This window comes from Vibrio sp. SCSIO 43137, from assembly GCF_028201475.1.
Lineage (GTDB): Bacteria > Pseudomonadota > Gammaproteobacteria > Enterobacterales > Vibrionaceae > Vibrio.
On record NZ_CP116383.1, the window covers coordinates 1,051,666 to 1,075,298 of the forward strand.

21 protein-coding genes are annotated in these 23,633 nt (G+C 46.3%); 9 read left to right on the forward strand and 12 right to left on the reverse strand.

The features are described 5' to 3' along the window. The first annotated feature begins 34 nt into the window (after nt 1-34). From PK654_RS05040 to PK654_RS05050, 3 genes are read left to right on the forward strand one after another with little or no spacing between them, the layout of a single operon-like run. Nucleotides 35-754 (forward strand): response regulator, encoded by a 720-nt coding sequence (locus PK654_RS05040; RefSeq protein ID WP_271698104.1) that lies wholly within the window; start codon nt 35-37, stop codon nt 752-754. Beyond that, nucleotides 744-2,240, forward strand: coding sequence for an ATP-binding protein (locus PK654_RS05045; RefSeq protein ID WP_271698105.1), 1,497 nt, complete (start codon nt 744-746; stop codon nt 2,238-2,240). Before PK654_RS05040 ends, PK654_RS05045 begins: the two co-directional genes overlap by 11 nt. A gap of 37 nt (nt 2,241-2,277) precedes the next feature. Then, complete coding sequence (locus PK654_RS05050) at nt 2,278-3,522, forward strand: ABC transporter substrate-binding protein (protein WP_271698106.1); 1,245 nt, start codon at nt 2,278-2,280, stop codon at nt 3,520-3,522. A 133-nt stretch (nt 3,523-3,655) separates the two neighbouring features. Here the strand turns inward: PK654_RS05050 and PK654_RS05055 are convergent, their stop codons facing one another. Both PK654_RS05055 and PK654_RS05060 read right to left on the reverse strand, forming a co-directional pair. Further along, complete coding sequence (locus tag PK654_RS05055; protein ID WP_271698107.1) at nt 3,656-3,748, reverse strand: MetS family NSS transporter small subunit; 93 nt, start codon at nt 3,746-3,748, stop codon at nt 3,656-3,658. Between the two features lie 3 nt (nt 3,749-3,751). Further along, complete coding sequence (locus PK654_RS05060) at nt 3,752-5,236, reverse strand: sodium-dependent transporter (protein ID WP_271698108.1); 1,485 nt, start codon at nt 5,234-5,236, stop codon at nt 3,752-3,754. Nucleotides 5,237-5,924: 688 nt separating this feature from the next. Here PK654_RS05060 and cydH point away from each other — a divergent pair. Both cydH and PK654_RS05070 read left to right on the forward strand, forming a co-directional pair. Next, nucleotides 5,925-6,014 (forward strand): cytochrome bd-I oxidase subunit CydH, encoded by a 90-nt coding sequence (cydH, locus tag PK654_RS05065; protein WP_271698109.1) that lies wholly within the window; start codon nt 5,925-5,927, stop codon nt 6,012-6,014. Between the two features lie 123 nt (nt 6,015-6,137). After that, on the forward strand, nt 6,138-7,277 hold the full coding sequence (locus PK654_RS05070) for a patatin-like phospholipase family protein (RefSeq protein WP_271698110.1): 1,140 nt from the start codon (nt 6,138-6,140) through the stop codon (nt 7,275-7,277). A 60-nt stretch (nt 7,278-7,337) separates the two neighbouring features. Here the strand turns inward: PK654_RS05070 and pyk are convergent, their stop codons facing one another. Next, nucleotides 7,338-8,783, reverse strand: a complete 1,446-nt coding sequence (pyk, locus tag PK654_RS05075) for a pyruvate kinase (RefSeq protein WP_271698111.1) — start codon at nt 8,781-8,783, stop codon at nt 7,338-7,340. Nucleotides 8,784-9,149: 366 nt separating this feature from the next. Here pyk and mlc point away from each other — a divergent pair, with 366 nt between their 5' ends. Beyond that, the gene (mlc, locus tag PK654_RS05080) at nt 9,150-10,364 is read left to right on the forward strand and encodes a sugar metabolism global transcriptional regulator Mlc (RefSeq protein WP_271698112.1); all 1,215 of its coding nucleotides are present in this window, start codon (nt 9,150-9,152) and stop codon (nt 10,362-10,364) included. A gap of 158 nt (nt 10,365-10,522) precedes the next feature. Then, nucleotides 10,523-11,470: a chemotaxis protein CheV gene (locus PK654_RS05085; protein WP_271698113.1), complete on the forward strand. Its 948-nt coding sequence runs from the start codon at nt 10,523-10,525 to the stop codon at nt 11,468-11,470. Nucleotides 11,471-11,557: 87 nt separating this feature from the next. Here the strand turns inward: PK654_RS05085 and PK654_RS05090 are convergent, their stop codons facing one another. From PK654_RS05090 to gap, 7 genes are all read right to left on the reverse strand, one after another. Beyond that, nucleotides 11,558-14,647, reverse strand: coding sequence for an error-prone DNA polymerase (locus tag PK654_RS05090; protein WP_271698114.1), 3,090 nt, complete (start codon nt 14,645-14,647; stop codon nt 11,558-11,560). After that, nucleotides 14,644-16,083, reverse strand: coding sequence for a Y-family DNA polymerase (locus tag PK654_RS05095; RefSeq protein WP_271698115.1), 1,440 nt, complete (start codon nt 16,081-16,083; stop codon nt 14,644-14,646). The genes PK654_RS05090 and PK654_RS05095 overlap by 4 nt, the downstream gene beginning before the upstream one ends. Beyond that, complete coding sequence (gene imuA / locus PK654_RS05100; protein WP_271698116.1) at nt 16,080-16,766, reverse strand: translesion DNA synthesis-associated protein ImuA; 687 nt, start codon at nt 16,764-16,766, stop codon at nt 16,080-16,082. Before imuA ends, PK654_RS05095 begins: the two co-directional genes overlap by 4 nt. Before the next feature lie 152 nt (nt 16,767-16,918). Next, entirely contained in the window at nt 16,919-17,278 is a 360-nt protein-coding gene (locus tag PK654_RS05105) for a hypothetical protein (RefSeq protein ID WP_443088724.1), read from the reverse strand. A gap of 135 nt (nt 17,279-17,413) precedes the next feature. Next, the gene (gene rlmA / locus PK654_RS05110; protein ID WP_271698117.1) at nt 17,414-18,226 is read right to left on the reverse strand and encodes a 23S rRNA (guanine(745)-N(1))-methyltransferase; all 813 of its coding nucleotides are present in this window, start codon (nt 18,224-18,226) and stop codon (nt 17,414-17,416) included. Between the two features lie 97 nt (nt 18,227-18,323). Further along, entirely contained in the window at nt 18,324-19,211 is an 888-nt protein-coding gene (locus PK654_RS05115; RefSeq protein WP_271698118.1) for a D-hexose-6-phosphate mutarotase, read from the reverse strand. Nucleotides 19,212-19,340: 129 nt separating this feature from the next. Continuing rightward, complete coding sequence (gene gap / locus PK654_RS05120) at nt 19,341-20,336, reverse strand: type I glyceraldehyde-3-phosphate dehydrogenase (RefSeq protein ID WP_271698119.1); 996 nt, start codon at nt 20,334-20,336, stop codon at nt 19,341-19,343. Nucleotides 20,337-20,670: 334 nt separating this feature from the next. On the opposite strand from gap, the gene msrB reads away from it, so the two are divergent. Then, nucleotides 20,671-21,078, forward strand: a complete 408-nt coding sequence (msrB, locus tag PK654_RS05125; protein ID WP_271698120.1) for a peptide-methionine (R)-S-oxide reductase MsrB — start codon at nt 20,671-20,673, stop codon at nt 21,076-21,078. A 160-nt stretch (nt 21,079-21,238) separates the two neighbouring features. Here the strand turns inward: msrB and PK654_RS05130 are convergent, their stop codons facing one another. After that, nucleotides 21,239-22,045 (reverse strand): DUF2989 domain-containing protein, encoded by an 807-nt coding sequence (locus tag PK654_RS05130; RefSeq protein WP_271698121.1) that lies wholly within the window; start codon nt 22,043-22,045, stop codon nt 21,239-21,241. Between the two features lie 115 nt (nt 22,046-22,160). Between PK654_RS05130 and PK654_RS05135 the strand changes: the two genes are divergently transcribed. Further along, the gene (locus PK654_RS05135) at nt 22,161-22,442 is read left to right on the forward strand and encodes a YeaC family protein (RefSeq protein ID WP_271698122.1); all 282 of its coding nucleotides are present in this window, start codon (nt 22,161-22,163) and stop codon (nt 22,440-22,442) included. 90 nt (nt 22,443-22,532) lie between these two features. On the opposite strand, the gene ansA is transcribed toward PK654_RS05135, so the two are convergent. Beyond that, nucleotides 22,533-23,546: an asparaginase gene (gene ansA / locus PK654_RS05140; protein ID WP_271698123.1), complete on the reverse strand. Its 1,014-nt coding sequence runs from the start codon at nt 23,544-23,546 to the stop codon at nt 22,533-22,535. Between the last annotated feature and the right edge of the window lie 87 nt (nt 23,547-23,633).

The window sequence follows — 23,633 nt, forward strand, 5'->3', positions numbered from 1 at the left end:
TTATCTATATGCGCTCATTTTGAGGAGTACCGATATGTTCACAAATAAACGAATTCTGGTAGTCGATGATGATCAGGAAATTCGTGAGTTGCTTGATGAGTATTTAACCCGTGCCGGTTACACTGTGATTCTTGCTTCAGAAGGTGAGGAGATGAAACGTCACCTGCTGGAAGGTGAACCGGATTTGATCCTGCTGGATGTTATGTTGCCCGGCGAAGACGGTTTTACGCTATGCCAGTACATTCGCAAATCTTCAAATGTGCCTATTATTATGCTGACGGCGGTATCTGATGAGACGGATCAAATAGTCGGTCTGGAAATCGGTGCTGATGATTATGTGGCAAAGCCCTTTAGCCCACGTCAGCTTACCGCCAGAATTAAAGCTATGTTGCGCCGTACCCGTGTGGTTGAGGTGCCAAAGCAGAAACCTCAGACAATCAAATTCTCTCACTGGTCGTTGCATGTGCTGACCCATACTCTGACAGATCTGGATACCGGTAATGAGATAGAGTTATCTGGTAAAGATTTCACCCTGTTAATGCTGTTTCTTGATCACCCTAATCAGATACTGGATCGTGATTCTATCTCTCAGGTAATGAAAGGAAGAAATGCTCTGCCTACAGAGCGTGGTCTGGATGTTCAGCTAAGCAGGCTGAGAAACCAGCTTGGCGACAGTGGTAAAAAGCCGAAACTGATAAAAACCATGCGCGGTGATGGTTATATTCTGGCGGCAGATGTGATCTATGAAAATTAACTCTGCACACACCGGTGAAGGTAGTGTTTATAGTGATATCTATGCAAAGGTGGCTAAGGTGATTCCCCGTTCTCTGGTCTCCCGTACCCTTTGGCTGACGCTGCTGTCGGTTATTTTTGCCCAGCTGATAGCGACGGCCATCTGGTATACCCAGTCTAAGTATCGTGAACTGGAAGGGCTTAAATCCACCTCTATCAGCATGGCGAATAATTTTGCTTCCACGGCTAACTTTTTTCAGTCTCTTCCGCAACAGTACCGCCATATTGTGCTTGATCAGCTACGCAATATGGGCGGAACCCGCTTTTTTGTCTCCTTTAATGAGGAAGAGATTAATATTGACCCTGTGCCTGATAATGAGATGCGTAAAACCGCAGTAGAGGTTTTCAGCTCAATTTTGATACAGAAGCTACCGGGTCAGAACAATATCAAGGTTCAGTTGTCTCGGCCTGAAAACCTGCATGTACTGACCAACGACACCCTGTTAAGTGATCTGCCTAAATCATGGGCTCATTACACTCTTAGCCTTGAGCCTCTTAATCCGCCGATACTGGTGGTACAGATAGAACTGGCACCGTCAGAGTGGCTTTATATAGCCGCCTTGCTGCCGTCGCCTTATGTGATGCTTCAGGATGAGGTACTCTCCAATCAACAGGTGTTCTTTATCCTGTTTATTACCGCGCTGCTAATGACCCTGACCTACTTTATGATTCGCAGGCAGGTGAAACCCCTTAAAAGACTGGCACAGGCGGCAAACGCCCTGAGTATGGATATTGATCAGCCGCCGTTGACGGAAGAGGGGGCTTCTGAGCTGGTCACGGCTACCCGCGCCTTTAACCGTATGCAGATGCGTCTTGGCCGTCATATAGAGGATAGGGAGCGTTTGTTTAGTGCTATCTCCCATGATCTTAAAACGCCTATTACCCGGTTGCGGATTCGCTCTGAACTGATTGAGGACGAGCAGCGGGGTATTAAATTTAACCGTGACCTTGATGAACTGGAGCTAATGGTGAAAGGGGCGTTGCAGACGGTCAAAGATACTGATATCCATGAGAACCTTGAAGAGATGGATTTGCTGGAGATGATCGCTGCCATTGCCGAGCATCATAATAGTCAGGAGCGTAAAGTGACCATTGATTCTCCTGAGTCGGTTACTTTCCTCTGTAAACCGCTGGCGCTGAAGCGTTGCCTGTCAAACATCATCAATAATGGTGTTAAGTATGGCGACAGAGTCAGGGTGACACTATCCGGAACTACAGATTCACTTGATATTGTTGTTCGTGATCAGGGGCCGGGCATCCCGGAGAATATGATGGATGAGGTGTTTAAGCCCTATTTCCGACTGGCAAAGGATGAAGAGGGGCATGGACTAGGAATGGGGATCGCAAAAAGCATCGCTCATGCCCATGGTGGTGATCTCACCATAAAAAATCAGATTGAAGGCGGGCTGATGGTGACCATCAGTCTTCCTAAAGCGTCATTAAGCTAGGCCTGTAAACAGAGGCCGGCTCTTGAGGAAATGTTACATGTTTAAGAAATTTATATCGCTGACAGGAGTTGTTCTGGCAACCGGACTTGCGAATGCAAGCGAGCTGGAAGTCCTCCACTGGTGGACATCAGGAGGAGAGTCGAGATCAGCGGATTTGCTCAAGGAGATGATGGAGAGTGAAGGCTATAGCTGGAAAGATTTTGCTGTAGCCGGCGGGGGAGGTCAAAGCGCCATGATGGTGCTAAAAGCCAGAGCCGTATCCGGCAACCCGCCGACAGCGGCTCAAATAAAGGGCCATGATATTCAGGAGTGGGCACAGCTTGGCTTTTTAACCAGTGTTGAGCAGGTAGCGCAGCAGGAGAAGTGGGATGCTGTGTTGCCTAATACCGTTTCTGACATTATGAAGTACAAAGGGAAATACGTTGCTGTACCCGTTAACCTGCACAGGGTGAACTGGCTATGGGCTAACCCTGATATCTTTAATAAAGTAGGCGTTTCTGTGCCCAAGACACTGGAAGAGTTTTTCAGTGCAGCAGATGCCATTAAGGCGGCTGGCTATCTTCCTCTGGCTCACGGCGGGCAGCCATGGCAGGATGCCACCTTGTTTGAAGCTGTGGCTTTAGCCGTTCTGGGCGCTAACGACTACCGAAAAGCGTTTGTTGATCTGGATCTGGCTACCTTATCCGGTGAGAAAATGGTTGAGGTGTTTAAACAGTTTATCCGTCTGCGGGATTATATTGACGATAAGGCTTTCGGCAGAAACTGGAATACCGCAACCAGTATGTTGATCTCTGGTCAGGCAGCGATGCAGATTATGGGTGACTGGGTAAAAGGTGAGATTACCGCGGCAGGAAAAACACCGGGTAAAGATTACTGGTGCGTACCGGCTCCGGGAACCGGCGGCAAGTTCAGCTACAACATAGATAGCTTTGTATTTTACAAATCTTACAAATCAGATCGGCCGGCAGGCAAAGAGGCATTGGCCCGTACCCTTATGTCTAAGCCGTTTCAGGAAGCCTTTAACTACAACAAAGGCTCTTTGCCTGCCAGAACCGATGTTTCATTAGAGCGTTTTGATCTCTGCTCTCAGGAAGCCATGAGAGTATTTAAACGTTCAGAGGGCACGGAAAACCTATTACCTAGTTTATCGGCCGATATGTCCACTACCAGCTTTGTCCGGGACGCGGTATTAAGTGTAGTGAGTGAGTACTTTAATAGTGAAAACCCTGATCCGGTTGCCGCCAGTCAGAGTCTGGCCAAGGCGATAAAGGCGGCTAAGTAATAGCAGAGTTGCCTTGTAGCCGAGTCATAATTGTTAAGCTAAAACATAACAACAAAAAATCCGATACCAGTAACTGATATCGGATTTTTTATCTTTCTTATCAGGTTAACGGCTTAACCTGATTCACGATGAATTACTTATCCATTGCACGCTTAATGCAGATAGCTGCTCCGCCCCAGGTTACCCCAAGACCGATAATCATCATAATAATTGCACCAGTAGTCATAATTTATACCTCCGCTAGTGGTTTTTGAGGCTGGCTCTTAAGGTTGATTACAACACCAGCGATTAGTAGTACAGCAATCAGACCCCATCCAAGCGTCATCAGTTCGAAAGAGGCGTAACCACCGTATCCTTCCACAATAAGATGCATGAACTTAGTTGCAACAATGATTGCCAGAATAATCGGAGAGATAAAGCGCAAGCATACTTCGAACCAGACACCGATAGTGAAGTCAGATACTTTGTTCACATATTCACGGATATCAGACAGTTTCACCAGCCACGCCATGATGACAATTTCAATCAGACAGCTAGTCAGGATACCTACGTTGTTAACGAAGTGGTCAACAAGGTCAAGTAGCAGCAGGCCACCGTTGGTTGCAAATGCCATTGAGATAACAACACCAGCACCACATACAATAGTCGCTGCTTTCTTACGTCCCATGTTCAGCTTATCAATAATGGCAGAGGTCACCGCTTCCATAATCGAGATGTGAGAGCTTAAGCCGGCAACAACCAGTGCCAGGAAGAATAGCGGGCCAAGAATGTATGGCGCAGGCAGCAGGTTAATAGCTGCAGGCAGAGTAACAAACGCCAGACCAACACCGGCAGTAACCACTTCAGTCAGAGGTTTGCCCTGTTCAGTAGCCATATAGCCAAGTACTGAGAAGATCATAATACCGGCCAGAATCGAGAAGCCACAGTTAATCAATACCGTCATAAAGGCGTTGTTTGTGATATCGGATTTCTCAGGCAGGTAGCTTGAGTAAGCCAGCATAATGGCAAAACCAAGGCTAAGGGTGAAGAAGATCTGACCATAAGCGGCAGCCCATACTTTCACGTCCCAAATCTTACTGAAATCAGGGGCAAACAGGTAGTTCACACCATCAAGGGCACCCGGAAGGAAGATCATACGACCAATCAGGAACAGAACCATCAGGAACAGAATCGGCATCATAATTTTCGATGCACGCTCGATACCTGCTTTAACACCACCGGCAATGGCCATATAAGTAATCGCCCATGCGATAAGCATAGCACCTGCAATTCCCCACTGAATGCTGCCAAGTTTCGTTGGTGCATTGTCACCAAGAGCAAGGTATTCACTGAAGAAGAAGGCATTTGTGTCTGTACCCCAGGCTTGAGTAAATGACATACCGAAGTATGAAATCGCCCAGCCGATAACAGCAACATAGTAAACGGCGATAGTTGCCGCTACACCGATCTGGAACCAGCCAAGCCACTCAAACTTAGGATTAATACGTCCCAGTGTGATAGGTGCTGAACCACGGTTTTTCTGTCCCATACTGAATTCGAGAATCATAAATGGGATACCAGCGGTGATCATGGCGAAAAGGTAAGGGATAAAAAAGGCGCCACCACCATTCTCATAAGCCATATACGGAAAACGCCAGATGTTTCCAAGGCCGATTGCGGACCCAACTGCGGCAAGTATAAACCCTGCTCGGGATCCCCATTGTTCACGCTTCATAGTTACTCCTTACAACTTATCTCTGAGGTATGAAGCTTTTACTTGAGTTAATCAGATACGTTTAATGTTTAATTAACATCTGTGTTGAAATTGAACTGTCTAAAAACTGTTGGGCTACAGGTTGATCAAGTTCTCATTTCAATAAATAGTAGTTTTATGTTCTGTTTTCTCAGGTAAAACCCAGAGTATTATTCTATATATTACGATGTGTGTTCGCAAAAACTGAAATAATCAGCTATGCATGGCAGTGAGGTTACAATTTTATTCCGGCCAGTGCAATAGAAAGTAGTTGTTTGGTAAATGATAATAAAATGAATCATTTGTGTTAAATAGGGCGGTTTTGTAGATGTATAATTCAGCTAACTCTTTAATGGCAGTTTAATATTTCTAAATTATGAAACTAAATGGTCATTAAATCTTTTTGTCTTGTCAGTAAGAGTGACTGAAAAACAGACAAAAAACCTGATTATGTTGTGGGCTATTGCTGTTTAGGCGGAAATTCGCTCTGGGTGTTAAACAGAATATTTCACTGATTTCAGAGTGATTAATTATCATGAGTGAGTTTGATATGGCTATTTATGTGTGACGCCAGTAGCATAAATTGCTATCTGGAATGCTCTATTCTTGAGGCTGAAACGGATGTTTGTTAAGAATATGTTGTAACTTATGCTGTAACTAAGGAGGCGTTATGCAATACGATCTTAAACTGGCATTAACCATTGTAACAGCAACATTTTTTGTTCTTATTTTTTGTGGTGTTGCGGCGGTATTGAACTAGTTCATTGTTAATTAAAGGCAAAAACCTGATCAGATCTGACTTTCAGGGATAAAGTTAACCCTTTTTATCCCTGAAGGTTTATATTTTATTTATGGGTTTTATTGCAAAGTAGGGTAGGGAGAGATGTCCAACAAGGGCGTTATAAGCGGTACCCAATCTACCATCGATTTCATCAGGTACGCTCAGTATGTAGAAGGATCGACTGCTTTGGTTGCGCAGGGAGGGGGGCAGTGCGGCATTTTTACTTCAGGTGTTCTGGATGCGTTTATCTTATCTAACTTTGACCCTTTCGATTCATTTTACGGCACATCTGCCGGAGCCCTGAATATTTGTGCTTATCTCTGCCGGCAAAACGGACTTGGACGTTCATTTCTGGTTGACCTTACTACTTCTCCGGAGTTCTTCAATCTGTTCGGTTACATTCGTCAGAAGCAGAGTATGGATATCGACTGGGCTCTGGATAGGATCAGCTCTTACCCCTATAAAGTCGATCTGGATTTAGGCCGTAAGATATTGGGCAGCAGAGGGGCATTTGCCTGTGTTACCGAGGTTAGCCATATTCATGACGAATACCTGCCTATTCTGGGTGAGGCTTGGTATGACACCATGAGAGCGACTTGCGCTATTCCCGGCCTATATGACGGGGAAGTCACCATCGGAGATAAAAACTATATCGACGGCGGGGTAACTGCAGCTATACCGGTACAGGAGGCGTGGCGGCAGGGAAGCAGGAATATTGTGGTTATCCGTACTGATATGGTTCAGGATCTTGAAAACCCGCAGGAAGCGGAAGAGCCTGTGGAGTGGCTAAGGGAACCACTCTCTCTTATGCAGGATCGCTGGAGCCAGACCTTAGTGAAGTGGAAAGAGGAGTGGAGTGGCTTCTGGCAGGACAGGATTGATAAATCCAGAGAGAAAAAGATCACCCATAAGCATCTGGATTTATTAAATGGCGGACGCTGGTTGTTTGGTGCCGATGATGTATATCGCCTTAGTCATCTGTTGGGAGATAAGTTTGATTCGGGTCTGGCAGATTATCTGATGGTACATTATCAGACCTTTGCCCTGACTCAGCAGTTTATGCTTAATCCTCCCGATGACTGCTTTGTCATTCAGATAGCGCCCTCTGAACCGCTTAAATCATCAGCCTTGTTAAGTAAGAAAGAAGATCTGCTTTACGATTATCAGTTGGGTCTGGAAGCCGGGTACAGCTTTATTAAGGCTCATGCAAAAAGTAGAAAACTTAAGAATAAACAGGCGTAACGGAACAGTTAAAAGCTCTATTGTACCGTAAAGAGCACAACAGAGCTTCAGGCTGAGATGTTAGTCTACTTGTACAATTCGCATACAGTTAGTCGAGCCTACGATATCCATAATATCGCCCTGAGTAATAATCACCTTATCACCAATATCTACTAAACCTTTCTCTTTCAGAGTTTTAATTGCGGCCTGTGCGGGAGCCAGTTCGGGATCAGCATGATCATCGAAAAATACCGGTGTTACACCGCGATACAGAGACAGGCGATTCAGGGTACTTTCGTTTCTGGAGAGAGAGAATATAGGCAAGCCTGAACTCAGGCGGGACATCATTAACGGTGTTTTGCCTGACTCTGTCAAAGCGACAATGCCTTTTACTCCGGTATGGTGATTGGCAGCGTACATGGTCGCCATGGCAATAGTCTCTTCCGTTGACTCAAATTTGGTATCCAGTCTGTAACTGGAAGCGTTGAGTGCCGGCATTTTTTCTGCACCAAGGCAGACGCTGGCCATAGATTTAACCGTTTCTACAGGGTAGGCACCAACCGCTGTTTCACCAGAAAGCATCACAGCATCAGTACCGTCAAGAACCGCATTAGCCACGTCCATAACTTCTGCACGGGTAGGCATAGGGTTAGTGATCATGGACTCCATCATCTGCGTAGCGGTAATGGCGATTCTGTTGAGGTGACGGGTGCGTCCGATCAGTTTTTTCTGTACTGCAATCAGCTCCGGGTCACCTATTTCTACCCCAAGATCGCCGCGGGCAACCATAATGGCATCTGAGGCGAGAATCATGTCATCCATATTCTCTTCATTGGCAACAGTTTCTGCCCTTTCTACCTTGGCGACAAGCTTAGCCTCCAGACCGGCATCCCTCGCCAGCCTGCGGGCATATTTCATATCTTCTCCATTACGGGGAAAGGAGACAGCCAGATAGTCTACTTTGATTTTTGCTGCGGTAATGATGTCCTGCTTATCTTTATCGGTCAGGGCATCGGCTGACAGGCCTCCGCCTTTTTTATTTATACCTTTGTTGTTTGACAGCACCCCACCAATGGTGACTTCGGTATGTACTTTATTTCCTTTTACAGAGACTACCTGCAACTGTACGCGACCGTCATCCAGTAGCAATACGTCTCCGTTGCTGACATCCTGTGGCAGCTCTTTGTAATCTAGTCCGACGGCGTCTTTATCTCCCATACCAGCGGGAAGATCGCTGTCCAGAGTAAATTTATCTCCCACTTCCAGTGTCACCTTGTCCTGAGCAAAGGTGGAGACCCGGATTTTCGGCCCCTGCAGATCACCTAAGATGGCAACATGCCTACCCAGTTTGGCTGAAATCGCCCGTACCTGCTGTGCCCTATGGATATGGTCTTCTGCGCTACCGTGTGAGAAGTTCATCCTTACTACATTTACGCCCGCCTGAATGATGTCTTCCAGAATCCCCTCTTTATCTGTAGCCGGTCCTAAAGTGGTTACTATTTTTGTTCTTCTTAACCTTTTGCTCATATTCCCCTTCCCGTGGCGCATTAAATTACTATTTGAGTATATACCTAATATATCCAAGTGACTTCAAAATGCATCTTGAGGTTACTTGGGTATACCCGTAAGATGCAGGACTCGGCTCAATACTATTAATGGCGCTGGTTATTTACGATTCAGGTTTTGCTCGCACCGTTGTGATGCATAGATTTTTTTTATTAGAAAAAAACTGTTTCAGATCAATAAAAAATGCAGCAAAATCCATCATTTTTGAGCCTTTGAACCTGAACACATAATTGTACGTGATGGATGTCACGGCGATTTATCAAATGACTTCACAATTACTTCGCAAAGTAAAAAAATTATCTTAATACAGTTTCTTTGGAGTGTTAGATGTATATGGCTCAGCCTGGCCATATTGACCATATTAAGCAGGTCAATGCTGGTCGTGTGTATAAATTAATTGATTTAAACGGGCCTATCTCTCGTATTGATCTGTCAAAGCTCAGCGAGTTAGCTCCTGCAAGTATCACGAAAATTACTCGTGAGCTGATCGATGCGCACCTGATCCATGAAACAACGGTTCAGGAAGCGACCAGTCGCGGACGTCCGGCTGTGGGGCTACAGACAGATAATGAAGGCTGGCAGTTCCTCTCGGCTCGTCTCGGCCGTGGTTATCTGGTGATTTCACTTCATGAACATGGCGGATCTGTACTGGTTGATACCAAAATAGATATCCATGAAATAGAGCAGGATGATGTTCTGGCTCGTCTTCTGCACGAAATTGATGAGTTTTTCGAGACCTATTCTGATCAGTTAGACAGGGTTACCAGTATTGCAGTGACTCTGCCCGGGTTAGTTAACTCAGAGCAGGGTATTGTGATGCAGATGCCTCACTACAACGTAAAAAATCTGCCTCTCGGCCCTGAGATCCATAAAGCGACCGGATTACCTGTTTTTATTGCCAACGATACCCGTGCATGGGCGCTGGCAGAGAAGTTGTTTGGTAATGCCCGCGATGTAGAGAGCTCAGTGCTTATCTCTATACACCATGGCGTAGGCGCAGGTATTGTGCTGGACGGACGGGTGTTACAGGGACGACATGGAAATATCGGTGAACTGGGGCATATCCAGATAGATCCTCAGGGTAAACCTTGCCACTGCGGTAACCGCGGATGCCTTGAAACCGTCGCAAGTTCACAGGCTATCCGCGAAGAAGTCGCAAAGCGCATTGAAGCAGGCGAAGCTTCATCAATCGATGCAGACCAGATCTCCATTGAAAATATCTGTTCAGCAGCAGCAGAGGGCGATCCTCTGGCTGTAGAAGTTATAGAAAATTTAGGCCACTATCTCGGCACGGCTATTGCCATTGTGATTAACCTGTTTAACCCGGAAAAAGTATTAATCGGCGGTGTTATTAACCGTGCCAAATCTGTGCTGTATCCTGCTATTGAGCGCTGTGTGAAGCAGCAGTGTATTCCTGTTTATCATCAGAGGCTGGAAATTGTAGAGAGCCGTTTTTATAAGCAGGCGACCATGCCGGGTGCTGCGCTGATTAAGCAGGCCATGTATGACGGGCAACTATTAATGAAGGTTGTCGAAGGCTAGATAGTGTCTCATTTCTTGATGATGATATATCTTAAATGGTGATATTAAGCGATAATGAAGCTATATGGGCAGTAGTATAGTTCAGCTGTTTATCATTTGCTTATTCTATCTATTTGTTTTTAAATTAAGTTTTACAGTCAATCTCAGCGAGAAACCGTATGTCCGGAGTATTAAGTACCGTCGACCAAAGAACCAATCTGGTAGGTGAAAACCGACTGGAGTTGTTGATGTTTAAACTAAATAGTCGGCAACTGTTTGCGATAAACGTATTTAAAGTCAAAGAGGTACTCAAGGTTCCGCAACTGACCAAGATGCCGGGCGCACATCACAATGTTATCGGTGTTGCTTCTCTGCGTGGTGAGTCAGTTCCTGTGATTGATCTCAGAGCCGCCATCGGTTTTCGCCCTATGCATCAGGACGAAGAGACTAACCTGATTATTACGGAATATAACCGTAGCGTTCAGGGCTTTTTGGTTGGACAGGTGAAAAACATAGTCAACACGGCATGGACGGAAATCGAGCCGCCACCGGCAACCGCTGGTAAAGCCAATTACCTGACTGCCATCACTCAGGTTGAAGACGAAGGCCAGAAACAGATAGTAGAAATTATCGACGTTGAAAAGGTGCTGGCGCAGATCATCGATTACGATATCTCTATTTCCGAAGGTGTTTTAGATGAAAATCTTGCTCAGGAGATGATTGGCCGCAGTGTGCTTATTGTGGATGACTCCTCTACGGCCCGTGGTCAGATCAGAGGAACGTTAGAACAACTTGGTATCAATATCATTGAGTGTAGCGATGGTCTGGAAGCCCTTAACCTGCTTAAAAGCTGGTGTGACAATGGTGAAGTGGTCACAGACAAGATCATGATGATGATTACCGATGCGGAAATGCCTGAGATGGACGGTTATCGCCTCACCTATGAAGTGCGAAATGATCCGCGTATGAGTAACCTGTTTGTTACCCTGAATACCTCCCTGAGCGGAAGTTTTAACGAAGCTATGGTTGAGAAAGTGGGCTGTAACCGCTTTATCTCCAAGTTTCAACCTGACTTGCTGGTGGATGTTGCCCAGCAGCGTATGCGTGAGATTCTGTCAGGGCAGTAATTTCCCCTTTGTTTCCGATAGAAAAGCGAGCTTTTGAGGCTCGCTTTTTTGTGCCTGAGAAGCTTTAGCGTATCGATAGTATTCAAGTTAATGAAAGTCTCTGGATGAGCTATTCAGATTCTGAACAAGGTCGGTCAAGTCCGTTAACCGGCCTGCGATAACATGAGTGACCTGCCCGTCATGTTCAAGGATACCGTCCACTTTAAGTATTTTAGCCGTCAGATAAGAGTGCTTTTGTGCCCGGGCGGTTTTCGACCATACCACTACATTAACATTGCCTGTATCGTCTTCTAGGGTAAAAAAGGTGACGCCTGCTGCGGTTCCCGGTGACTGGCGCCCGGTAACCACGCCGATAACCGTCACCAGAGACTTATGAGGTTTGCTCAGCAATGCCGTTTGCCGGGTAAAGGAGCCCAGTTGTCCGGCCTTGTCCAGCAGAGTGATAGGGTGCTGACTAAGAGAGAGCCCCGTTGCTGCGTAATCTTCAACCAGAGTATCCAGTTCACTCTCCCTGAAAGGAAAATGGCTCTGCTCTGAAGGGAGTGTGCGGAAAAGCGGCAGATCGCCGACAGAATCCATCACCTGCCAGCGGGCTTGGTAGCGGTCACCGGTAAGGCAGTGCAGGGCATTAGCTGAAGCGATGGCCTCGATATCTTTTTTATTCATCCCGATATGTTTTAGTGACTGGCTGCTGGTGAAGCCTTTAACCGGCCGGTTAACCAGTAACTGATCCGCTCCTTTTCTTGACAGCCCTTTTATTAGCCTGAGTCCAAGGCGGATAGCATAACCGCTATTCTGTTGCACAATAGTATGTTGGTATTCTGATTGATTCACCGACAGAGGCAGTATGGTTACCTTATGTCTTCTGGCATCCTGAATCAGTTGTGAAGGACTGTAAAAGCCCATGGGCAGGCTGTTTAACAGCGAGGTATAGAATATCTCAGGATAGTAGTATTTCAGCCATGCCGAGCAGTAAGCCAGAACGGCAAAAGAGGCGGAATGACTTTCAGGAAAACCGTACTCACCAAAGCCACAGATCTGATCGAATATACGTTCGGCAAATTCCGCTTCATAACCTCTGGACAGCATGCCGTTGATCAGCTTGGACTTAAACTTAAACAGGTCGCCGTTCTTTTTCCACGCTGCCATGGCACGGCGGAGCTTGTCAGCCTCTCCGCCGGAGAAGCCGGCAGCCACCATGGCCAGCTTGATCACCTGCTCCTGAAAGATAGGAACGCCCATGGTGCGGGACAGTACCTCTTTTACCTCTTCAGAAGGGTAGCTGACCTCTTCAATACCATCACGTCGCTTCAGGAACGGGTGCACCATATCGCCCTGAATCGGGCCGGGACGGACAATGGCGATCTGGATAACCAAATCGTAATAACAGCGGGGCTTTAAGCGGGGCAGCATACTCATTTGCGCCCGTGACTCGATCTGGAAAACTCCGACAGTATCGGCTTTTTGCAACATAGCGTAGACCGCCTGATCGTCCTGTTTACGGGTTATATCGGCGATAGTCAGTTTTTTCCCTTCATATTTCTCAATCAGGTCAAAACATTTACGGATGGCACTGAGCATGCCCAGTGCCAGTACATCTACCTTAAGTAGCTTCAGGCTTTCAAGATCATCTTTATCCCACTGAATAACGGTTCTGTCCGGCATAGAGGCGTTCTCTACCGGCACCAGCTCATACAATGGGCCTGACGCAATAACAAAGCCGCCCACATGCTGGGAGAGGTGGCGGGGAAAACCGATCACCTCGTTGACTAACTGGATCAGCTGTTGGCCTTTATCTGACTCAGGGGCGATACCCAGTTCGGCCAGTTGTGCTTGCCAGCCGGCTGTTCTGTCTCTTCGGTTGATGTTTTTAATAAAAAAATCCAGCTGGGTTTCTGCAATGCCCAGTGCTTTTCCCACGTCCCGCAAGGCACTTTTAAAGCGATAGCTGATCACGGTTGCTGCTAATGCTGCCCGTTCACGACCATATTTTGTATAAATATACTGGATAACTTCTTCACGGCGTTCGTGTTCAAAGTCGACGTCAATATCCGGCGGCTCATCGCGTTCTTTGCTGATAAAGCGCTCGAACAGCACTGAGATCTGTCTCGGGTCAACGGCTGTGATCTCTAAGCAGTAGCAGATAACGGAATTGGCCGCAGAACCCCGCCCCTGATAGAGAATATTGCGGCTTTTGGCAAACATAACCATGTCATGAATGGTGAGGAAATAGAAAGGATATTTAAGCTGCTCAATCAGCTCCAGCTCCTTATCTATGGTCTGTTGGATATCTGCCGGAACACCGGCCGGAAAGCGACGTTTTTTGCCTTGATCAACCAGTTCCCTCAGATAACTCATTGCGGTGTAACCATCAGGTACCAATTCCGCCGGATAGACGTAGCTGAGTTCCCTGAGGTTAAATTCACATAGAGTGGCGATATGGGCGGCTTCTGCCAGCCACTCTGGTTTAAATATTTTTGCCAGCTTTTCTCTGGGTCTTAAGCTTCTCTCTGTGTTGGTAAGCAGTTGTCTTTTTATTTTACTGACTGTGCTGTTTTCCCGTATCGCAGTCAGGGTGTGCTGAAGGGGAAGCCGGGTGGCGGAGTGCATCAGAACACCGCCACAAGCGGTAATAGCAAGGGAGAACCGCTGCGAAAGAGACTCGCAATACGCGATATAAGCTTTATCTGTACTTTGAAGATGACGCTGTACTCCGATCCACAGTCTGCCTTTATGCTGCTTGCTCAGCCAGTCTCCCCAGTGAAAATCGGCATGTTTCTGACGGGGAATCCAGATAAGCAGACAGTGCTTCATGGACATAAGATCCCATTCGGAAAGGTTATAATGGCCTTTATCTGCCCGCCTTCTTGCGTTGGTGATAATACGGCAAAGTTCTGTATAGGCTGCCTTATCAGGACAGAGAAGGATGACCTGACACTCAGAGTTAAGCCAGAACATACTGCCGACGATCAATTTAACCGACAGGTTGTGATTTTTGACCGCGCTATGTGCCCGTACCACCCCTGCTAATGAGCATTCATCCGTGATCGCCAGAGCAGAATAACGCAGAAAATCAGCCTGAATCATCAGCTCTTCAGCATGAGAAGCGCCGGTCAGAAAAGAGAAATTACTCTGGCAGAATAACTCTGCGTAAGCAGGGCGTTTTGTGCTTTTCATGCAAACAGTCCGTGAATAAACCACTGTTTATGGCGGTTACGGAAAACCCATAACCAGCGCCCCTGAGAACTTTTAGCAACGAAGTAGTCCCGGATAACCTCATCGCAATCCCACCATCCTGTTGCCAGCCTTTCCGGCCCCTGAATAATGGAGACTTTTTCATTCAATGGCGCCGGTTGTGGCAGAAGAATACTGGGCCGCAGGAGAGAAGAGGCTGCTGAAGGCTCATCATTGCCAGAAGTGCTTTCCTGTAAGGGAGAGCCTTGTTGAGAAGAGAATAGCTGAGGAGAACATAGCTGAGTGGATTTTTCCGGTCTGGGGTCGTCGGTAAGGGTGATTCCGTTGACCTGCTGCTTGCCCAGCTTAGCCTGAAGCAGTGAAATAAGCTCAGCAGGAGAGAGGTTTCCCTGACGTCCGGCAAAAAGATCCTGACTGTCTGGTTGCTGTGGAAGGATGCGTTCTGCCGTAAGGGTAATACCGGTAACGGGAGCGTCGAGAGTGACCGACTCCAGCGTAAGCTGACTTAGTCTTGCCCATTTATCCGCCAGATAGTCCCCCTGCGCCGAACTGAACAGAACCGATTGAGTAAGGCCATCCCGCTGATGCAGGGTGAGGCAAAGTTCGCAGGCAAGCTTATCCCGTAGTTTGAGAAATTGTTCAAGCTGACGGAAAAGTTGTCGCAGCGGCTTTTTAAGCCATTGTAAATTCTCTATCTCAAACAACAGTTCCAGAGAACGTTTAAAATGCTCCGGCGGATAATAGAAATCGACAGGGTGTTTAAATTGCCCGGTCAGGCGGCCGGCATAGTTAACCAGATCGATATCGAAGCGGCGGGCAACATCAGCCAGCTCCAGAGACAGCAGCTGTTGTAAGCTCTGAACACCAACCCGCTGAAGTCCCTGAATGGTCTTTTGTGAAAGTTCTGTGGCAGTCAATGGCTGCCGCTTTAGTGCCTGTTTAATCTGGTCAGGATTTTCTGAAATCTGATTGACTGCCTGCCGGGCGAGTAGCCTGGCAGCAAGGGGGGAGAGTGCAGTGGCATACTGAAAGCGGATATTCAGTTGTTTAAGGTGCGCAGAAAGGGCTTGCCAGTAGCTCTGCAGACCATCATACAGGGTCAGCATATTACTCACTTTCAGCAGAATACCTGACGGGGGCTGAAGAGAAATATCTGAAGTGACCAGATAGAGCCAGTGCGCGATCTCTTTTAATTTCTCTTGTTCGGCCTTGTCATCGTATGGAAAAACCTGTAGCTGGTGGCAGAGTGCGGCAGCACTGCCAAGCCCCATACCCGGTTTGATGCCTTTCTTGTGCGCTTCAGGAGTAAGCTGCACCACCTGATTCTTATGCAAAATGCAGATAGGAAGATCGGCGGAGTCAGCAAATAAGCTGTCCAGCTGCAGGGCAGGAAAATGGAGATAGAGCCAGAGTGTCATGCTCTGCCTCTGTGTCGCTGCAGGGGAACAACTGAAGCCGATTCTGGCTGATAACGGACAAGGTGAGGCCACGCCTTGTGCACATCAAGAGTGAGAGAGCTTTTCAGCCAGCCACCTTTACGCTTGTGAATTGATATATGCAGCCCTTCACTGCCTGCATTAAGGGTCAGGCTAAGTGATATGGGCAGGGTAATACCGGACTGAGAGGCGGTTTTAAACAGAAAGTTAAGGCACTGCCCGGTTTCACTGGCGACCTGCAGCCTTTTTGCCTGATGAATTTCCAGCTCAGAGTGCCATAAGCTGACAGAGCCGCAACAGCCACTTTTCAGGCACTGCTCGGCGGCCCAGAGTGCCTCCTGAGCGGTTTTCGGAAATAGCATCAGCATCCGGCTCAGATCTATCCCTTGCTGAGTGAAGTAATCGGCACAGAGATAACCGGATGGGTTGATAAACACAGTCAGCCTGTTCTCTCCCTGAGCAAGGATATAGGGCGTTAACAGCCTGAGTTCGCCTATACCTGAAGCCGATATGATTTCAATTACACCATGCAGGGGAAAGCCTCCCCCAAGCTGGTTATCCAGCTGAGGATAACCAGAGCTTATACTGTCAGAAGGGTTGTTTGTCTGAGCGCCTTGCCATATCAGCCGTTTATGCTGAAGCATATCGATAACAGGATTCATCATTACACCCGAATATACTGTACATATATACAGTATATTTGATCAAAAAAAAGGATCAAGGAGTTTACCTGTCAGAAAGAGAAGCATCAGAAACACAAAAGCGGCAATGGTTAGCCGCTTTTGTGGTCAAATTCAGGATTTGTGAAGGAGATTAATCAGATTATCGCCAGAAGAATCGCTCCGGCAGAAAGGGCGCCTTTCACATATTGGCCGGCAGAATAGCTGGAGTCTTCCTCTTCTTCCAGTTCATCGGGACGATCCATGCCTAATGCCCCGTGAGTAAAAGATTCAACCTTACTCGGTTTTTCCGCCTCTGCAGCTTTTGCCTCTTCATCAATCTGTGACAAAGCGGCCAGCAAGGCTTTTCCTTCTTCAGAGAGGGTTACCTTGTCTGATTCAACTTTCAGTGCTGTTGGTGCCTGCTGCTGAATATCACTTGTTTTAGGTTGGCCTTTTGCTGCGGCTGCCTGAGTGGTATTCAGTGCTGAAGCTTGATTCATTCCTACTGGCGTCATAATCTGCCCCAATGATTTCTGCTTACCTTTAAACTATCGGCAGAAGCGGCAAAAGGTTTAGAAATAATTGCCGCTTCGCGAACTGTACAGAATTAAAGCAAGAAGCAGGCCATGAATGACAAAAATAAACTGCTGTCAGGATTTTTTATACAGGCTGATGATAAAGTCTGCTTCACAGCTAAACCGTTCAGACTGAGATAAACCCGTTTTTATCTCTTCCGTTGTTTTCCATGCAAAAGGGGTCATCTGCAACAGATCAAGGGCTTCATTGCCGCTCAGGGACATGGGATAGCTGAGTTTTTCGCTATGAGTCAGGGTAAATCCCTCTATCTGTTCCGGCTGTTCTGAGTGAAGCCGGACATCCTGATAAATAAGTTCCCGTAGCTGATATAGGTGACGGGCTGCCGGAGTCACTGTAATTAACACGCCCTGATCATCAAGACAGCGAGCCAGCTCACTATGTTCACAGGGAGCGTAGATCCTCAGGATCAGATCTAAGCTGTTACCGGCAAATGGCAGGCGCTGGCTTGATGCCACAGAGAAGTGACAGTTGGGGTAGCGTTTCGCAGCATAACGGATAGCCACTTTAGAGATATCAAGACCATAAACCTGAGAGTCTGGCAGGCTTAGATCAGATTCAATCTGACTGGTGTAATAGCCTTCACCACAACCAATATCCAGCATACGTCCCTGAGTTTTGTTCAGTTGCTCCGTGCAAAGCTCGCTTACCCGCTCTCTTAAAGGCTGATAAGCTCCTGAGTTCAGGAATCGTCTTCTTGCCTGCATCATCTCTGCATTATCACCCGGGTTCTTAGAGCGCTTTTTGTTTGCGGGTATAAGGTTGACATAGCCCTCTTTTGCCACGTCAAACTGATGGTTGGCGGGGCATTTAAAGCTATTATCAGAGCGATTAAGCGGTTGTGAACATAATGGGCATTGATAAGACATAAAGTGTGCAGTGGTAAAAAATAATTATCCGGAATTGTAGAGCTTGTACGCAGCAGATGCGAGAAAAAGGCTCATAATTTTATGAGCCTTCTGAGTATTAAAGAGCTTTCGCGGCTATTTCAGTGACAAGCTGGTAACTCTCATCGGGTTGCAGTTCTTTGCCTGTCTCCAGACTGTTGGCGTGATAGGTCGATTCGACACAGAGCATAGTCTGATAACCATTGTCTTGCATATCTGCCATCGCAGAAGCACCCTCAAGCCACGGGTTCCAGATAACTGCTGAGTTAGCACCACTATTTTTAACGGTAATAACCCGTTTGTTCTGAGGATCTGAAATTTCAATAACCTCTTCCGGCTGAGTATAAACCCGGTCAACGGTATCGGTCAGTTTCAGCGTTTGCTCTCCCTGACAAACCTTTGCCTCCTGCAGGCTATCGATATACTCGAGCCCCATGCCGGTTGTTTCTGACTGAGTAATATCGGCAATATTCAGATAGCTGTGCAGAGCGCCGGAGAAGCGCCACGGTTTATCATCGGTGTTGCAAATATCCAGCGTTACTTTCAGAGAGTCAGAAACTTCGATATAAAGACGAGCCTGAAAAGCAAAAGGCCAGATTGCGCGTGTTTCCTGGCTGTTTTCTAAGCCAAGGCAAATAATTACACCCTGCTCAGATTCGCGATGCTCCGCCAGATACCACTCGCTGGTACGGGCAAAACCGTGTGCTGGTGTAGCAATACGGCCGAACCACGGCCAGCAGACCGGAATACCGCCACGGATGGCTTTCTCTTTACTGAATTCGGCCTTTTCACTCAGCCAGATAAGTTCCTGTTGGCCTTGTGGCTTAAATGAGAGAAGGTGAGCACCGTGCAGAGAGATCTCAGCACTGGCTTTCGGGTGTGCGATCTGAATAACTTTCAGCTCTCCACGCTGAATAACCGAGACACAGTCTGAAAGCGGGTTAATAACAGGGTGATAATTTTCCATGGAACCGTTCCTTAATGCTGAAACTCGTGACATTAAAAACTCTTTATTTCAAAGCCAGAGTTTAAAAACAAAAAAGGCGACACAATGGCCGCCTTTTTTTCACTTTCAAAGAAAGTCTTTCGCTAATGCTTACTTAGAGATGTGAGCAATCAGGTCAAGAACTTTGTTTGAGTAACCGATTTCGTTGTCGTACCAAGATACAACTTTAACGAAGTTATCAGTTAGAGCGATACCAGCTTTAGCATCGAATACAGAAGTTTGAACTTCACCGATGAAGTCTTGAGAAACTACTGCATCTTCAGTGTAACCTAGAACACCTTTCAGCTCGCCTTCAGAAGCTTCTTTCATTGCTGCACAGATAGCTTCGTAAGATGCGCCTTCTTTCAGGTTAACAGTCAGGTCAACAACAGAAACGTTAGCAGTTGGTACGCGGAAAGCCATACCAGTTAGTTTGCCGTTTAGTTCTGGAAGAACAACGCCTACTGCTTTAGCAGCACCAGTTGAAGATGGGATGATGTTCTGAGAAGCACCACGGCCACCACGCCAGTCTTTAGCAGAAGGACCATCAACAGTCTTCTGAGTAGCTGTAGTTGCGTGAACAGTAGTCATAAGACCAGACTCGATGCCGAACTTGTCGTTAAGAACTTTAGCGATTGGAGCCAGGCAGTTAGTAGTACAAGAAGCGTTAGAAACGATATCCTGACCAGCGTAAGTGTCTTGGTTAACACCCATAACGATCATTGGAGTAGCGTCTTTAGAAGGACCTGTAAGAACAACTTTCTTCGCACCAGCAGTGATGTGCTGACGTGCAGTTTCGTCAGTCAGGAAGATACCAGTTGCTTCAGCAACAACGTCAACACCGATTTCGTCCCACTTAAGGTCAGTTGGGTTACGCTCAGCAGTTACACGTACAGTTTTGCCGTTAACAATCAGGTTACCGCCTTCAACTTCAACAGTACCGTTGAAACGACCGTGAGTTGAATCGTACTTAAGCATGTATGCCATGTATTCTACGTCGATTAGGTCGTTAATACCTACAACTTCGATGTCATTGCGCTCTACTGCTGCACGGAATACGAAACGACCGATACGGCCAAAACCGTTAATACCTACTTTGATAGTCATTATTGTTGCTCCACAACTTTAATTTCTGATGAAAGATAAACTGGTAGTAAAATTACAGAATCCAGTAATTGTCTGCAACAGATAATCGGTCTTTACTTGTTTAAAGTCAAAAAAATAGTGCGCTTTTTTCAAGAATGGCTGACAAGCGATTAAAAATTGTGCTCTTACTGAAAGAAACTGTCTTCTACTGACCAAAAAAATCACCAATAACACGGTTATTGATGTAAATAGTTTAAGTGTAAAAGTATGTGCTACAAAAACAGAATTTAGCAAGTTTTTCTGATTAAATCCGGTCATAATATTAAATATAAGAATAAAAAAGGGAGAAAAAGGAATGAAAAATCAAATAGAAAAAACCGATACTGAGTGGCGTAACCAATTGACAGAAGAGGAGTTTTTGGTTTGCCGGCAGCAGGGGACAGAGGCGCCATATTCAGGCAAGTTACTGCACAATAAACAGACAGGACAATATCTGTGTACCTGCTGTAGTGCGCCTCTGTTCCATTCGGAAAACAAATATGATTCCGGTTGTGGCTGGCCAAGTTTTGATGCCTCAATTGATGACAATGCGATACGTTATCTGAAAGATCACAGTCACGGAATGACGAGAATTGAGATCCGTTGTGCAAGGTGCGATAGCCATCTTGGTCACGTTTTTCCTGATGGACCACCGACAACAGGAGAGCGCTTTTGTGTCAATTCTGTGTCGTTAATTTTCAACAAAGAAGATCAGCAACGCTAACATCGTTTGTTCTTTTGTATTTTTTTTTCAGAACAGGCGGGAAATTACGCAAAAGAGCAATTATAAGTAGGGCACTATAAAGAGAAAAGGCTCAACCAACGTAATGCTGGCTGAGCCTTAATTTTTAGTTTATTCAAAAAATCATTAATAAAATCAGACCCTAGTATCTGGGAAGAAGGGCACTGCGATATTTACCATCCTTGATGGCGTCGACGATTCTTTCTGCCGTTTTTTGCAACTTCTCTTTCTTCTCATCAGAGAAGTTATACAGAACCATCAGGTTTCTTTCCGATGCAACAGGGAGATCGAACTCCTTGCCAACTAAAACCCAGATATAAGCGTGCTCTTTTCTCTTCAGAAAATGGTTAGTGCTGGCGAGGGACTCAATAATATTGATATTAAGATCTTCTCCGTCACTAAGCCTTAGTGCGTTATTTAGCAGGCGGATGCTCTTTTCTCTGTCTCTGGTAGCGTAGTAAGTGGCTAAAGCATACTGAAGCTCAGGCGTTTGAACTTTTTTCGAGTCTTCAAGCTTAAGGAACTGACGTAAGGCGGATTGATCGCCCTGAGTCCAGAGGAAATAAAGTGCCTCAGGTGAGGTAGATTTTTTCAGATCGGCAAGGATTCGTTTCTGCTCATCGTAGGTGTGCATCAGGGCAGTAAAACGACGCTCTTTTTTATCTCCTATCTTAGTGGGTTCGATCTGGGCGGCCAGATCTAAACACTTCTGATAGGCACGGACATAGTTAAACTCTTTGATTTTATTCTCATCAGTCGGAGATTCCAGTACCTCTTTCCTATGCCATATCAGATCGGTTCTCGGAACCCGGCACTGACCGTCACGCATATTCAGATGTTCACATCGAAGAGCTGATGAACTGGCACACAGCTCTTTGGTGTTCATATTGCCTTCCAGACAACCGGACAAGACAAGAGGCAGGCAAATTGTAAGGGTAATCTTATTCATTGTTTTTAACTTATACGTGTGACCAAATGCGCTATTTAAGTGACATAATGTTGACTAACGTTAAATGCTCTATAGCTTTATGTAAAAGCAGTGTTAGAGAATAGGACTTGTCACAGTGAATACAGAACAACTTGTAAGAGCAATTACTCCAGAAGCATACGAGAGACTACTATACGCCGTTGAAACAGGCAAATGGCCCGACGGAACGGCCTTGTCTCAGGAGCAGAGAGACAGCTGCATGCAGGCTGTTATGTTGTATCAGTCTAAGCATAATACAGAAGCGGAACATATGACGGTCGCTGCCGGTGGTGAAATCAGCTTTAAGTCAAAGTCTGAACTGAAAAAGGTATTTAAGCAGGGCAGTGACGATATTGTACGTGTGAAGGTAAATGAATAGCCTCTGGAAGATTCGTATTTTGAAACTCCGGATATAAAAACGGCTCTGTATCAAACAGAGCCGTATTGACATACTTTGATAGAAATAAGGCTATAAACTCATCTCACCACGCAGCACCTTCTGCATTTCGGTTTTTACTTCTTCATAACTAAGATCTTTACTCAGTAAATAGTGTAGCTTAGCTAGTGCGGCTTCCGGCGTCATATCGTAACCACTAATAACGCCTGCATCGGCAAGGGCACAACCGGTAGCGTAACCACCCATATTGACCTTACCGGCCAGACATTGTGTCAGGTTCACCACGATAACACCTCGTTCAGATGCTTCTTTCAGATGACCTAGTAGTTCCGGGTTTTGCGGGGCATTACCCACACCAAAGGTGAGCAGTATCATGGCATTTACCGGCTGTCTTAAAGTGTTGCGGATAACCTCGTGGGAGATACCCGGATACATAGTAATTACGCCGATAGGCTGCGGGGTAATATCATGCACATAAAAGTCACCTTCGGACTTTTCGCTCAACTTAGCGTGGTTGTTCACCTGAATGTTGATTCTGGCTTCCAGTAGCGGTGGCTCATTCGGTGAAGTAAAGGCGTTAAACCCGTCGGCATGTGACTTAGTGCTGCGGTTCCCGCGTAACAGCTGATTATTAAAAAACAGCGTCACTTCATTAATAGGATAATTAGCTGCAATGTGTAGAGCATTCAGCAGGTTAGCCTGACCGTCTGAACGCATTTCCGCCAGCGGGATCTGCGAGCCGGTAATAATGACTGGCTTACCAAGGTTCTCCAGCATAAAAGAGAGTGCTGAAGCTGTGTAGGCCATGGTGTCTGTCCCGTGCAGAATAACGAAGCCGTCATATTTATCGTAGTTGGCTTTAATATCATCGGCTATCTGCTGCCAGTCGGAAGGGGACATATCTGACGAATCAATCAAGGGACTGTATTCGTGGATGGTGTATTCGGGCATTTCGGGTCTGTGAAACTCTGGCATCCATGCTAATTCTTTTTCCATGTAGTTGGCTACAGGAACGTAACCGTTTGCTGACTTTTGCATGCCAATAGTGCCGCCTGTGTAGGCGATGTAGATGTGTTTTTTAATCATGATGATGGAGATCTTCAGATGGAAAGAAGGCGTGATTATAACGTAAATGAGCAGCTGAAAAATAGGTGTCTGGTTCCTATTTTTCAG

Coding starts and splice junctions, on each gene's coding strand:
- PK654_RS05045 (WP_271698105.1), top strand. CDS start 744: ATGAAAATTAACTCTGCACACACCGGTGAAGGTAGTGTTTATAGTGAT.
- pyk (WP_271698111.1), bottom strand. CDS start 8,783: ATGAGCAAAAGGTTAAGAAGAACAAAAATAGTAACCACTTTAGGACCG.
- rlmA (WP_271698117.1), bottom strand. CDS start 18,226: ATGTCTTATCAATGCCCATTATGTTCACAACCGCTTAATCGCTCTGAT.
- mlc (WP_271698112.1), top strand. CDS start 9,150: ATGTATATGGCTCAGCCTGGCCATATTGACCATATTAAGCAGGTCAAT.
- PK654_RS05060 (WP_271698108.1), bottom strand. CDS start 5,236: ATGAAGCGTGAACAATGGGGATCCCGAGCAGGGTTTATACTTGCCGCA.
- PK654_RS05090 (WP_271698114.1), bottom strand. CDS start 14,647: ATGAAAAGCACAAAACGCCCTGCTTACGCAGAGTTATTCTGCCAGAGT.
- imuA (WP_271698116.1), bottom strand. CDS start 16,766: ATGATGAATCCTGTTATCGATATGCTTCAGCATAAACGGCTGATATGG.
- PK654_RS05115 (WP_271698118.1), bottom strand. CDS start 19,211: ATGGAAAATTATCACCCTGTTATTAACCCGCTTTCAGACTGTGTCTCG.
- ansA (WP_271698123.1), bottom strand. CDS start 23,546: ATGATTAAAAAACACATCTACATCGCCTACACAGGCGGCACTATTGGC.
- cydH (WP_271698109.1), top strand. CDS start 5,925: ATGCAATACGATCTTAAACTGGCATTAACCATTGTAACAGCAACATTT.
- PK654_RS05095 (WP_271698115.1), bottom strand. CDS start 16,083: ATGACACTCTGGCTCTATCTCCATTTTCCTGCCCTGCAGCTGGACAGC.
- PK654_RS05105 (WP_443088724.1), bottom strand. CDS start 17,278: ATGACGCCAGTAGGAATGAATCAAGCTTCAGCACTGAATACCACTCAG.
- PK654_RS05130 (WP_271698121.1), bottom strand. CDS start 22,045: ATGAATAAGATTACCCTTACAATTTGCCTGCCTCTTGTCTTGTCCGGT.
- PK654_RS05040 (WP_271698104.1), top strand. CDS start 35: ATGTTCACAAATAAACGAATTCTGGTAGTCGATGATGATCAGGAAATT.
- PK654_RS05085 (WP_271698113.1), top strand. CDS start 10,523: ATGTCCGGAGTATTAAGTACCGTCGACCAAAGAACCAATCTGGTAGGT.
- msrB (WP_271698120.1), top strand. CDS start 20,671: ATGAAAAATCAAATAGAAAAAACCGATACTGAGTGGCGTAACCAATTG.
- PK654_RS05050 (WP_271698106.1), top strand. CDS start 2,278: ATGTTTAAGAAATTTATATCGCTGACAGGAGTTGTTCTGGCAACCGGA.
- PK654_RS05055 (WP_271698107.1), bottom strand. CDS start 3,748: ATGACTACTGGTGCAATTATTATGATGATTATCGGTCTTGGGGTAACC.
- PK654_RS05070 (WP_271698110.1), top strand. CDS start 6,138: ATGTCCAACAAGGGCGTTATAAGCGGTACCCAATCTACCATCGATTTC.
- gap (WP_271698119.1), bottom strand. CDS start 20,336: ATGACTATCAAAGTAGGTATTAACGGTTTTGGCCGTATCGGTCGTTTC.